Below are 12,586 nucleotides of genomic sequence, written 5' to 3'. Positions count from 1 at the left end.
TCAGATAGCACTCAGTTTTTTCGCTTCTGTGCTTTATTGCGTAAGCATCCCTATTTAAAAACTGTCCGGAGTATTGTTATCGAAGTATTTAGTTTACGAACCAAATCAAGAGGCGATTCTCCAATGGATAACTCACTAAGCTATGCAGACATCCTCAAAAAAACCCTGCAAGAAGCAACTCGCGCCCAACCCCGTTTACAGGCGATCCAGCTTTACCCCGTCTGTGATGTCGATTCGGGTCACTTTCTGATTCTGGCTACAGGCTGGGATAAACAGCGCTGGATTGACACGATTCTGTTTCATGCTCGTTTAGTCGATAATCAAGTTGTAATTGAAGAAGATAACTTCGAGGAAGGTCTAAGCCAAGCGCTGATTGCAGCGGGTATAAAAGCAGACGATATCGTGACTACCCCCTTCCCTGACAACAGCGATAGACAGAAAACCTATCAGACAGTATAAGGAAGAGGGAAGAAGGAAGAGGGGGAGACTGGGAGATGGGAAGAAGGGGAGGATTTTTTCCCAATTAGCAATTAGCAATTAGCCATTAGCTATGGCTTAGGCTTACCGACAAAGAAAGCTAAGGGAGAATTCTCACCACAAGATAACCGAACTTTAGAACCAATGGGAAAAACATTTCCTGTGGTTGTGAGTGCATATAACTTTTCGCCAGAAGGTGTTTTTAAACAATAACGATTTTCTCTGCCTAAAAATTGGCGATCGCAAATCACAACAGGCGAATCTTCATCTAAGTATAAACTCAAGTCTTCCTGCCGGATCATCAATTCTCCTTGAGTAGAAACATCACAGGGAACTTGTGAAGATGAATCTCGTTTAACAGCAAAACAACCTACTTCTGTTTCCCAAAAATCCTGCTTCAGCGATGCAGACACAAAATTAGCTTGCGTCACAAACTCAGCCACAAATCGAGAAGCTGGTTCTTGATAAACTTCCTCTGGAGTGCCAAACTGTTCTACTTGACCTTGACGCATCACCGCTACCCAATCAGAAATAGAAAGTGCTTCTTCGCGATCGTGGGTGACAAATACACCAGAGGTTCCCGTTGCTTTGAGAATCTCGCGGACTTCCTGACGCAATCTTAACCGTACTTGTACATCTAAATTACTCAACGGTTCATCTAGTAAAATAATTGCAGGTCTAGGGGCTAAAGCACGGGCCAGGGCTACTCGCTGTTGCTGACCCCCGGATAATTCATGGGGATAACGGTTTTCCAATCCTTCTAATCCCACCAACGCTAATGCTTCTGCGACACCTTTCTGAATATTATGCTTTGACTCTTTTCCTTGATGCGTTAAGCCAAAAGCTACATTTTTCGCGACTGTCAAATGGGGGAAAAGTGCATAGTCCTGAAACACCATACCAATGTCTCGCTGTTCAGGCGGCACTGACATATTAACACTCGCTACAGTTTTTCCTGCTAAAGCGATCGCCCCTGCTTGTAGGTGTTCAAAACCAGCAATTAACCGCAGCAACGTTGTTTTTCCACAACCGGATGGCCCCAACAACCCCAGTATATCTCCTTGATGTAATGTCAGGGTGACAGATGCCACCGCAGGTGATGCTGCTTGGGAATACTGTTTTGTTACACTATCTAAATGCAGAATTATAGGTCGAGCCATTATTACTATAAATAATCAACAACTTACTATTCTACAATAAACCACTTTAGTGAGATAAATTGTCATAAAGACTTGACAAATGTTTACACCTAATGATAAGGTGGCTAGCTAGACATTTTACTAGCGATGAAAAATTCCCAACAATCACTACAAAAAATAGCAATCAGGACAATCGAATGGCGATCGACCTTACGCGGTTTATCCGCTAGTGGGTGGACAATTGCGGTTATCGCTTTAGCATTGCCGATCGCCATACCAGTGATCAGTGTCTTATCCAGTATCTTTTTTGAAGCTAAAGATACATGGCAACATTTAACCGATACAGTTTTAACCCGTTATATCCTCAACTCTTTATTGTTAACGATCGGTGTCGGCTGTGGTGTTGTCGCGATCGGCGTAGGATGTGCCTGGCTAGTAACAATGTGTCGCTTTCGGGCCAGTCGCTTATTTGAATGGGCATTACTGTTACCCTTAGCGGCCCCAGCTTATGTGTTAGCTTATATTTATACAGACTTTTTAGAATTTTCAGGCCCAGTTCAAACTGCTTTGCGTTATATTTTTGGCTGGAGTTATGGAGACTATTGGTTTCCTAACGTGCGATCGCTCCCGGGAGCAATCTTAATGCTAATCTTAGTTTTATATCCCTACGTCTACCTATTAACAAGAGTGGCTTTTTTGGAGCAATCGACTTGTACGCTTGAAGCTAGTAGAATACTGGGCTGTAGTCCTTGGCGGAGTTTTATTACAGTTGCCTTACCAATGGCAAGACCCGCAATTGTTGCAGGTTTAGCACTGGCTTTGATGGAAACTCTCAACGATTATGGTACTGTTCAGTATTTTGGAGTTGATACATTCACCACAGGTATTTATCGGACTTGGTTTGGCATGGGAGAACGAATTGCAGCAAATCAATTAGCTGCCCTGCTATTATTATTTGTTTTAGGTTTAATCTTGCTAGAACGCTGGTCGCGCAGTCGCACTAAATATTATCAAGCTAGCAGTCGCTATCGCCAACTGCAAACTTATCAACTTAAAGGAATCAGGGAAGTTTTAGCGGTAATGGCTTGTTTGATTCCGCTATTCTTCGGTTTTTTATTGCCAGCAGGTCTTTTAGTCAAGTTGACATTAGCGAATTGGCAAGTAACCTTAGATGAACGCTTTTGGATATTTGCCCGTCATAGTTTAATTTTGGCAACACTGACAGCAATTTTAGCCGTAGTTATTGCCTTGATTATGGCTTATGGCTTACGGTTATATCCTAATTTAGGAGTGCAGTTAGGCACTAGAGTTGCGGCAATGGGCTATGCTGTACCTGGTTCTGTCATTGCAGTGGGGATTATGGTTCCCATTGGTAAAATTGACAATTTATTTGATAGTTGGATGCGTCAAAACTTGGGGATTTCTACAGGCTTGTTGTTAAGCGGTACGATCGCAGCTTTGGTATTTGCCTATATAGTTCGCTTCCTAGCTGTTTCCTTAAATGCTGTGGAGTCCAGTTTGAGCAAAATCAAGCCTAATTTAGATGATGCGGCGAGAAGTTTGGGTTATACTCCGATGCAAACTTTAGTTACAGTTCATACACCAATGATGACGGGAGGTTTATTAACTGCTATGATGTTAGTATTCGTTGATGTGATGAAAGAGTTACCTGCTACTATAATTATTAGACCTTTTAACTTTGATACTTTGGCTGTGCGAACTTATCAACTTGCCTCAGATGAGCGATTAGCTGAAGCTTCCGGCCCAGCATTGGCAATTGTTTTAGTGGGGATGTTACCGGTTATTTTATTAAGCTGGAAAATTGCGCGATCGCGCAAGTCTTCAACAGAGTTAACAGTTAACAGTTGACATTATTCCTTTGAAAATCAAGATGATTAATAAAAACTTAGCAATGTTTACCCGCACTACTGGCACAATCTCCTTCTTACTACTTACTATTTTTGTCACCTTGGGATGCCAAAAACAGGTTGCAAGCCCCCTCGAAACATTACAAAAAACTAAGCAATGTCCAGAATGCGACCTGACTGCCGCTAAGTTAAGCAACATTGATTTAACAAGCGCTAATCTCAATGGTGCTAAGTTGGAAGGTGCAGTCCTAGAAAATATCAAACTTAATGAAGCCTTACTCGATAGCGTCAATCTCAAAGGTGCAAATTTAAAAGGTGCTTCTCTGGAAAAAGCAGGTTTATCTGCCGCCGATCTCACACAGGCTGATTTGAGTAATGCAAATCTTAAAGGGGCTTTTTTGCGAGGGGCAAAACTGAATAATGCCAATCTTAGTAATGCCGATTTAAGTGAAACTGACTTAAATAGTGCTGATTTGACAGGGGCAAACCTGAAAGGGACAAACCTGAAAGGGGCAATAATGCCGGATGGTAAAATTAAAAATTAAAGTTGATTGGATTCGGCGGTTGAAACCGCCGAATCACAAAGAGTAGCTTCTTGTTCAAAAAGGCTCTATTTCCATCCTGCGCGATCGGCAATCTTTAAAGCGTCGGGGTTATTTTTCCCAAACACATCAGGGTTGAGAGGGTCAGATTTGAATGTACCAAAACTGGCAACTGCAGGATCGATCGCCACACCTGAAATCACAGGGTATTCGTAATTACCCCTAGCAAAAATTTGTTGCGCTTCGCGACTGGCTAGGTGTTCCAAGAATTTGGTCGCGCCTGCTTTGTTACGGGAGGTTTTGACTACACCGGCACCACAAATATTGACGTGAGTACCGCGATCGCGCTGGTTGGGGAAAAATACACCTACTTTCGCCGCGATCACTTGTTCTGCTGGATCTTTCGATTTCATTAAGCGGGCTACATAATAGGTATTAACCAGGGCAATATCGCCTACCCCATCAGCAACAGCCTTGATTTGCGCCGTATCATTTCCTTCTGGAGGACGTGCAAAATTAGCCACCAATCCTCGCGCCCAAGCTTCTGTTTTTTGAGCTCCATGAGTCGCTAACATGGCTCCAACAAGAGACTGATTATAGATATTAGTGGACGATCGCACTAAAACTTTACCTTTCCACCGAGGTTCTGTCAGCGCTTCATAGGTTGACAATTGGGCAGGGTTCACCTTGCTTTTGTTATAAACAATCACCCGTGCCCTGCGCGATAGACCAAACCAGAAACCTTGAGGATCTCGCAAACTCGCTGGAATTGCGGATGTCAGGACTGTTGAAGAAACAGGTTGCAGGATACCTGCTTGTTTCGCCCGCCACAAACGCCCACCATCAACGGTGATGAAAACATCAGCAGGGCTATTTGCACCTTCACTTTTAATCCGTTCAATTAGTTGGTCAGCGTCCGCCTCAACGAGGTTAACTTTGATCCCAGTTTTTTTCGTGAAGCTTTGGTACAACTGATTATCAGTGTCGTAGTGACGTGCTGAATAAAGGTTGAGGGTGCCCGTTTGGGCTGTGACTGGGGCTGTTTTGCTTAGTTCCCCCAGTGCCACGACAGCCATTGCTGTACCGCTGGCAAGAAAAATACGCCGAGAAATGCTCATTGTTTTATAATGATAGATTTTTTCATCTGGTAATTGACAGGATGGTGCATCCACAGCCATCTACAGTCATTGCTCTACTATATTAATGCAAGTGATTCTTATTTGCTGATCGAGATCGTAACGATTTTAGGGCTGAAGCCCGGGTGGTCAGAAACCTGGTTTTTTGACCAAAAGACTTTGTTGTAGCCAGCAGATTCGGTAAAAAATTCGCTTATGAAGGTCTTGATGCGTCCTGGAATGTATTAATGACAAAGATTTTTGCTGACTAGGTAGCAGAACGGTTGTTTGCAATGATGTTGGTATTACCATGAGCAGAATGGGAGTACAATTTGTCTGCTGAGGATTGCTTTGAGTTATTCCTGCATTTGAGCGCGATCGAGTAAACTCCAATTGGCTGTCAGAACTAAGGTAACTAGGATATCGATGTCGCTGTCTGCATGAAAGTCGTCCCGAAGGACAGAACCAAAGAAAGAGAGTTCGATGATTTGCCAATGTTGGCAAAATTTGATGATTTGGTCAATTGGCAGGGCGATCGCGGTTTTCATTCAGCCTCCTTACTTATTGACCAAATAGTTTGCTTGAGCATCTTGCTCAAGCAGCATTCGTAGAGTCAAGTTGGACTGCTTATGAGCTATCTCTTTACTTCTTTGCGTTGTTGTTTTTTTACGGTAAGAAATCGCACCCTCGCTACTCGGATGGTGGAGGTACGATTTCGATACCGTATTTGGGAGCAGCGGTAAGAATTTTGTCCAGGTCTTCAGGAGTCAAGGATGCTCCAAGGGTAATCTGACCATTCACTGCCTTTCCAACTTCGGCAATGAATTTCTCAAAGCCAGCAGGAGTTACCCAAACCAGCATTGTAGCCGGTGTAGCGGTCGTATTTGTAAATCGGTGAAGCTGCCCTTTCGGTGAATGAAGGAATGTTCCAGCCGTCGCCACGAAAGTACGATCGTCAAGCTGGAATTCAATTTCTCCGTCTTGAACATAAAATGATTCATCTTCTAGGTGGTGCCGATGGGGCGGGGAACCGCCTTGAGGTGCAACAATTACTTCACAAAGCGCATAGGCTTGACCTGTCTCTTCACCAACTGCCTTGAAGGTATAGAGGTCTTGACCAAGGTAGTAAGAACTACCTTGACCGGGTTCAACAAAAAGTCCGTTTTGATGAATTGTCATTTGTTAATTGTTAATTGGTAATTGGTAAAGCAAAGTGTTAGCTGGCTGGCGATGGCTTTTCCTCCTGGAACATTCTTCACGAATTCAGAGTTTTCTCAATACGCCGATCGGGGATAAGCCACACGATCGCAACTAAAACATACAGCATGAAAGCAAACAACGAGTTCACAAAGGAAAGCAGGATTGCTACGGCATAAATCACTACTGATACCTTCCCCTTAAAGTCTCGCCCAAGTGCAATTGCCAGAGTGGAATCTTTACCGTGGTAAGAAATAAGGACACGAGTAAGAATGAAGTAAGCGATCGCAGCCAACAACAGGACTGTGCCATAAAGCGCAACTGGCCAGGCCGCGAAGTGGTTCTCGCCTGTCCAGGCAGTGACAAAGGGAATGAGTGACAACCAGAACAGCAGATGCAAATTAGCCCACAACACATTACCATTGACGTGCCGAGCCGCCTGTAACAAGTGATGGTGGTTGTTCCAGTAGATACCAAGATAAATAAAACTGAGTACATAGCTCAGAAAAACTGGAACTAGCGGACGCAGCGCAGCTAAATCAGGTTCATGGGGCACTTTCAATTCCAGCACCATAATGGTGATGAGAATGGCGATTACACCATCGCTGAACGCTTCTAACCTACCTTTACCCATTTTTGTACATCCTCTTTTTCTGCTTGCGCTGCCGATCGCTTCTAATTCCAACAATAACTTAGCATAAGGTCGGTTCCAGTGATGTGTTATACTCCGATCGCCGATCGCTGGCACTTACCAACCAAGCTAACGATTTTGCTTGCCTAATCTCGGCTGAAAACAGATAACCTTAACGGACTTTTCGCCGATCTGTTTAAGCAGTCGATCGGCACGACTTCTTATCAATACCCGATCGCGCAACGGGTAAAACGGGAGAAGCCGTTGTTGAAATAAAAAGAGCGATCGATTATGGAAGCGCGATCGCAGTTATTGGACATAAATAGTTTGAGCAGTAGAGAGAATTTATTTACGGCGAATCCAGTTGGAACTGCGATCGATCGCCCGTTTACTGATTAGATCGACTCGTCTACTTAGCAGTGCTTCAAGTTCTTCCTGCATTTGGGCGCGATCGAGTAGACCCCTGTTGGCTGTGGGGGCAAAAGCAACTAGGATATTGATGTCGCTGTCTGCATGAAAGTCGTCACGAAGGATCGAACCAAAGAGGGAGAGTTCGATGATTTGCCACTGTTGGCAGAATTTGTTGATTTGGTCAATTGGTAGGGCGATCACGGTTTTTATTCAGCCTCCTTACTCATAGCACTAACATCTAAAAAGTAAAGAGCGATCGATCTGACAAATCTTTTTCTTGAGTTTACCAGTACCGCTGCCACTGAAAGAGATGATATAGGCTTGAGTAGGAAACTGCACATTGGTAGCGAGCAGGTCAATTAACTTTCGATCCGCATCTTCACTTTCAATCCAACCTCGTTTACGAACAATTCCTAAAACAATGAAGCGCTTTTCGGGAAAATACGTGACAACTTTCTCTACCAGATAAGCTTCTTTAACCTGCGAATAATCAGCTAGCTGCTGCTTCAATTCATTTACCTCTGATTCTTCTAAAGTGTGAGGTTTAAATATATCGCAATCGAACACTTTCGATCTTTCCTCTTGACCTTTTAGCAGAAGCTGATAATGTTGATCGGCTCGATCGCGATATCTCTCTGCTTCTTCTGTTTGACCTTGTTTCCGTAAGAAACTGTAAACTAAGTCGCAACCGTCTATGACCCAATCCATCCTTTTCACTATGGCTTTTTCAATGTAAGCAATACCTGCATTCTCAGCCTTTTGTAACAAAATTTGCCCAATAGTGTAGTTTGCTTCTGCATGATATGGATAATTTTTTAACAGATCTTGCAACAAGGGAAGCGCTGCTTCATCACCTCGCAATTCCAAGGCGTAATAGGCTCGTTGCCATACTTCTTGTTCGGTAAGTGTCTGTATTTGTGATTTTTGCTCTAAAGCTTGAAGTTCGTCCTGAGTTTTCTTTAGGTAGGCATAGCGTTGTCGCCAAGGTGTGGATACTGCTTCTTTCCACTCCCGATTGAACTGGGTAGCGAACTGTTGTAATGCTGTTCCCAGAAGATGTTCTGCTGCACTGATTTGTATCGTCGCTGGCTTACATAGATTTTGTGCCTTAGCCGTCGAATAACCCAGCGATTTTAGTCGATCGCTAAGGCAGGGATGAGTGTCTGCATTATTTGTCTTTTGTGCAAGAGCCTGCTCTAGCCACTGCTTGTTCTTCTCTTCAGCGATCGGACTATGCAACACGGTCAACATCGAGGAGTAAACATTGTCTGGTGGCTCGATCTGATTTTCCACTTGCTTATGAATATCTGTCCAGAAAGAACTTTCCAGAAAACGACCTTTTACTTCTATGTTAATGAGAGCCTCAGCCGCAGTTTTTGCTCCAGCGAGTTGAGCAGCACAGCGATCTGCTTCGTACTCATTCATCCGCGCCAGGATAAAAGAGTAAGCATTAAAAGCAGGCCAATACCAGTCCAGAAAGCGATTAAACAAAACTGCTGCCCCCTCCCGATCGCTTTGATGCAATCGTTCATAAATCTGCATCCAGGTTTTGCGCATTCGATAAATCCATGCTGCAAAGCGGGAATGGTTGCCAGAGAGATGCCCTAACTCGTGTGCCAGAACTGCTTTAAGTTGTTCCACAGACAACGACTGCATCAAGGGAAGTCCCAAAAGTAAATAGTTTTGCTGCCAACCAAAGATACCCAACCGTGGAATTTGAACGACTCCTGCGTTGAAATCCTGATTCAACACGATGTTATGGAATCGGGGAGCTTGAAGTTTAGTTGTTAATTCATCAACTAGGGCGAATAAGTGAGGAACTTGACGACGATTGACTTTCAAACCTTGGGGAGGTGGGAAAGTTACCCACAGCGATCGCACAATCACCCATGCTGGAACCAGCAACAAAATAGCTAACTTGATAATGTAAGCATTGATACGCTGACTATAAACCATAAATAGGACTACTAGCCCGATTAGTGCCAATAGCCCGCCAAGTACCAGAAAGATATAGGCGTATCCTAATGTGGCAAATAAGGCAACTCGCAAGCGGTAATTCCCTGGATTCCTTTTCGAGAAGTCTTCCAGCTTTCCTACTAAGGCATCAAACTGTCCCTGGGTGATTGCCATAAGGATGCGATTTTTTGAAGGATATGATTAATTTACTGAATATTGCTGAGGTATGTCAAGCTTTTCTTACTTTACTATCTCACAAAAACTATCTCACAAAAGTAAGGTTGAGAATAGTCTCCGTATTCCCTACTTGTTCTTAACATTTATCAAAGTTTATATCCTCATAAAATCGAGTTCGCCCTTGTCTTGAAGAAGTTTCATCGGAACGATAGACCATATCCATGCAGCCGGACTCGATCGAACTAAGTTAAACTAAGTCAGGTAAATGACTTTCTATACTGATGACTATTTTTACTCTGCGATCGATCAAAAAAGACTTCGGCATCAAGGAACTCTTGACAGATGCCAGCTTCAGCCTCGATGAAGGCGATAAAGTCGGACTCATCGGCACCAACGGTTCCGGGAAATCAACCCTGCTGAAAATGATTGCCGGTATGGAGTCGATCGACTCTGGCGATCGCTGGGTCAATCCAGGGTCTACAATTGTCTATCTCCCCCAACAGCCGGATTTAGACGAAAATCACACTGTCTTAGAGCAAGTATTTGCCGACAGTGGCGAACAAATGGCTTTAGTGCGCGAATACGAGGAAATTTCCGATCAACTGTCCCACGGCAAAGGCGATACAGACAAGTTGATGGCCCGTCTGTCTGCAGTGTCTGAACGCATTGATGAGGTGGATGCGTGGGACTTGGAAACCAAGGCGAAATTGATTTTGACCAAGTTGGGGATTGAGGATTTTGATGCGAAAATTGCCGATTTGTCCGGCGGCTACCGCAAGCGAATTGCCTTAGCAACAGCCTTGTTGTCCGAGCCCGATGTGTTGCTGATGGATGAACCGACAAACCACTTGGATGCGCTGTCTGTGGAGTGGTTGCAGAACTATTTGAACGGCTATCGCGGTGCTTTGCTGCTGATTACGCACGATCGCTATTTTCTCGATCGCGTTACCAATCGCATCCTGGAGATCGATCGCGGCGACCTTTACAATTATGCTGGCAATTACGCTTATTACTTGGAGAAAAAAGCCTTAGCTGAAGAATCGGCCGCCAGCACTCAGCGCAAATTCTCGGGAGTATTGCGGCGCGAGTTGGAATGGCTGAAGAAGGGGCCGAAGGCGCGCAGTACCAAGCAAAAAGCCCGGATCGATCGCATTAAAGATATGCGAGCAGAGGAATTCAAAACAGCCAACGGCAAAGTCGAGATTGCGACAGCGGGCCGCCGGATTGGTAAGAAGGTGATTGAGTTACTGCATATCAATAAAGCTTACGGCGATCGCACTTTAATTAAAGATTTTACCTACAATTTCACTCCCGAAGACCGGATTGGAATTATTGGTAGCAACGGTGCCGGAAAATCGACGCTGATGGATATCATCACCGGACGCATTCAGCCGGATTCGGGTACTGTCGAAATTGGGACAACCATTCATATCGGTTATTTTGACCAGCATTCAGAGGATTTGACGCCGAATGAAGACCAGCGAGTTATTGAATACTTGAAAAGTGTGGCCGAGTTGGTGCAAACGGCGGACGGGGAAATCATTACCGCTTCTCAAATGTTGGAGAAGTTTCTGTTTCCACCGAACCAACAGTATTCACCAATTAGCAAACTTTCGGGCGGGGAAAAGCGCCGGTTATTTCTGTTGAAAGTGCTGATGAGTGCGCCCAACGTGCTGATTTTGGACGAACCGACAAACGACCTAGACGTGCAGACTTTGGCGGTTTTGGAGGATTATCTCGAAGATTTTAACGGCTGCGTGATTGTGGTGTCCCACGATCGCTATTTTCTCGATCGCACGATCGACATGGTTTTCGCCTTGGAACCGGGCGGGAATTTGCGTTTGTATCCCGGCAATTATTCGGTGTATTTAGATTACAAGAAAGCGGAAGAAGCCAAGGAAATCAAAGGACAAAAAGAAAAAGAAAAAAATACACGCATCGCTGAATCTAACAATTCAAAATCCCAAAGTTCAACTCAAAAATCTACCAAAGTTTCCTTCAATGATAAGCGGGAATACGAACAATTAGAAAGTCAAATTCCGCAGATGGAAGCTGAGAAACAAGAGATTGAGAAGAGGTTGTCTAACAATGCTCCGAGCGGGTTTGCGGAGGTGAAGAAGTTATCCGATCGTTTGGCTCAGTTGACGCAGCAGATCGATCATGCGACTGAGCGCTGGTTGGAATTGGCGGAACGGGTTGGTTAATTTGGGTTGTGCTGTAGAACATCACGAAAAAACAATAATATATTGTAGGGTCTTGTAGGGCTTGGTTTAGCGTAGCTTCTAAACTAGAATCGAGTTTACTGTGGCAAAACCAGCCCTCCCCACGTGATGTTTATTTGTACCCACTTACTTAAAGTTAAGTATGCTAATTTCTTTGGTCATTCAATAGCTATGTGCAATATCTTTTTTTCTCCGGAAGTTATAGTTTTATCAAAAAGCTTACTGGAAAATGTAAGTTGAGCTGTGAATTTTTTAAATGCGGTGTTGTAAAAACTACGAACAATAAAAGATATGAATGTACTGGGTGCTATGGGAGAACAAACAGGTATTCTACAATTTTTGAATTGTCCCAAAGTTAGATGGGATTTCGGGTGATCTAATTCCTGATGGTTGTCTGGATCGTAATCAAATCTAATTGGTACTGGCAATATATTTTTTGCTATTATGTCTGCATATAGTTGGTCATTTTCATAAATCTCCGGATCGTTCTGAAAGTCTTCCAAAAAGGGTGATGGAAAAAAGGCTAATCTATGTGAAATTAAACTAAAATTTTCATAAGTATACATCAACTGGATTAACGCACCATCAATCATTTTGACATTATAGTTGTCATTTCTATCTAATTCCTCATACATTTCTTTGTAATCAACATTTTTCAATACTATTGAGAGATCCTGCATTTTGGAATATGCGATTTTATAACTACCTTTACCAGTCGGTGTACATGAAGGAAAATTTTGTTTAACCGATAAGCCTATTGATATTAATTTTCCAGTAATTTCCTCGATTTCTTGGCAAATTTCTTGAGGGCTAGTCATTAAACTTATTCATAAATTAGATTTTACTTTATG

At 43.5% G+C, this 12,586-nt stretch carries 12 protein-coding genes; 4 read left to right on the top strand and 8 right to left on the bottom strand.

The features are described 5' to 3' along the window. Positions 1 to 459: element excision factor XisI family protein (locus tag QUA20_RS13135; RefSeq protein ID WP_333189250.1), on the top strand; the 459-nt coding region annotated here is incomplete at its 5' end. 89 nt (positions 460 to 548) lie between these two features. On the opposite strand, the gene QUA20_RS13130 is transcribed toward QUA20_RS13135, so the two are convergent. Next, positions 549 to 1,637 (bottom strand): ABC transporter ATP-binding protein, encoded by a 1,089-nt coding sequence (locus tag QUA20_RS13130; RefSeq protein WP_333189249.1) that lies wholly within the window; start codon positions 1,635 to 1,637, stop codon positions 549 to 551. A 126-nt stretch (positions 1,638 to 1,763) separates the two neighbouring features. Between QUA20_RS13130 and QUA20_RS13125 the strand changes: the two genes are divergently transcribed. Both QUA20_RS13125 and QUA20_RS13120 read left to right on the top strand, forming a co-directional pair. Continuing rightward, entirely contained in the window at positions 1,764 to 3,485 is a 1,722-nt protein-coding gene (locus QUA20_RS13125) for an iron ABC transporter permease (protein WP_333189248.1), read from the top strand. 22 nt (positions 3,486 to 3,507) lie between these two features. Further along, positions 3,508 to 4,029, top strand: a complete 522-nt coding sequence (locus QUA20_RS13120) for a pentapeptide repeat-containing protein (RefSeq protein WP_333189247.1) — start codon at positions 3,508 to 3,510, stop codon at positions 4,027 to 4,029. Between the two features lie 65 nt (positions 4,030 to 4,094). Here the strand turns inward: QUA20_RS13120 and QUA20_RS13115 are convergent, their stop codons facing one another. From QUA20_RS13115 to QUA20_RS13090, 6 genes are all read right to left on the bottom strand, one after another. Continuing rightward, positions 4,095 to 5,144: a Fe(3+) ABC transporter substrate-binding protein gene (locus QUA20_RS13115; RefSeq protein WP_333189246.1), complete on the bottom strand. Its 1,050-nt coding sequence runs from the start codon at positions 5,142 to 5,144 to the stop codon at positions 4,095 to 4,097. 353 nt (positions 5,145 to 5,497) lie between these two features. After that, positions 5,498 to 5,689 carry a nucleotidyltransferase domain-containing protein gene (locus QUA20_RS13110; RefSeq protein WP_333189245.1) on the bottom strand — a complete coding sequence of 64 codons (192 nt, stop codon included), beginning with the start codon at positions 5,687 to 5,689 and terminating at the stop codon, positions 5,498 to 5,500. Positions 5,690 to 5,831: 142 nt separating this feature from the next. Next, entirely contained in the window at positions 5,832 to 6,320 is a 489-nt protein-coding gene (locus QUA20_RS13105; RefSeq protein WP_333189244.1) for a cupin domain-containing protein, read from the bottom strand. 76 nt (positions 6,321 to 6,396) lie between these two features. Continuing rightward, positions 6,397 to 7,023 carry a TMEM175 family protein gene (locus tag QUA20_RS13100; protein WP_333189243.1) on the bottom strand — a complete coding sequence of 209 codons (627 nt, stop codon included), beginning with the start codon at positions 7,021 to 7,023 and terminating at the stop codon, positions 6,397 to 6,399. 291 nt (positions 7,024 to 7,314) lie between these two features. Beyond that, the gene (locus QUA20_RS13095) at positions 7,315 to 7,581 is read right to left on the bottom strand and encodes a nucleotidyltransferase domain-containing protein (protein ID WP_333189242.1); all 267 of its coding nucleotides are present in this window, start codon (positions 7,579 to 7,581) and stop codon (positions 7,315 to 7,317) included. A gap of 30 nt (positions 7,582 to 7,611) precedes the next feature. Further along, positions 7,612 to 9,510, bottom strand: coding sequence for a M48 family metalloprotease (locus QUA20_RS13090; protein WP_333189241.1), 1,899 nt, complete (start codon positions 9,508 to 9,510; stop codon positions 7,612 to 7,614). Positions 9,511 to 9,794: 284 nt separating this feature from the next. Here QUA20_RS13090 and QUA20_RS13085 point away from each other — a divergent pair, with 284 nt between their 5' ends. Beyond that, positions 9,795 to 11,717 (top strand): ABC-F family ATP-binding cassette domain-containing protein, encoded by a 1,923-nt coding sequence (locus tag QUA20_RS13085; RefSeq protein WP_333189240.1) that lies wholly within the window; start codon positions 9,795 to 9,797, stop codon positions 11,715 to 11,717. 176 nt (positions 11,718 to 11,893) lie between these two features. Here the strand turns inward: QUA20_RS13085 and QUA20_RS13080 are convergent, their stop codons facing one another. Beyond that, positions 11,894 to 12,553, bottom strand: a complete 660-nt coding sequence (locus tag QUA20_RS13080) for a DUF2290 domain-containing protein (RefSeq protein WP_333189239.1) — start codon at positions 12,551 to 12,553, stop codon at positions 11,894 to 11,896. Between the last annotated feature and the right edge of the window lie 33 nt (positions 12,554 to 12,586).

The organism is Microcoleus sp. Pol7_A1 (genome assembly GCF_036701085.1).
GTDB lineage: Bacteria > Cyanobacteriota > Cyanobacteriia > Cyanobacteriales > Microcoleaceae > Microcoleus > Microcoleus asticus.
Note: the sequence above shows the minus strand (reverse complement) of the source record. Positions and strands in the feature narration are given on the sequence as shown.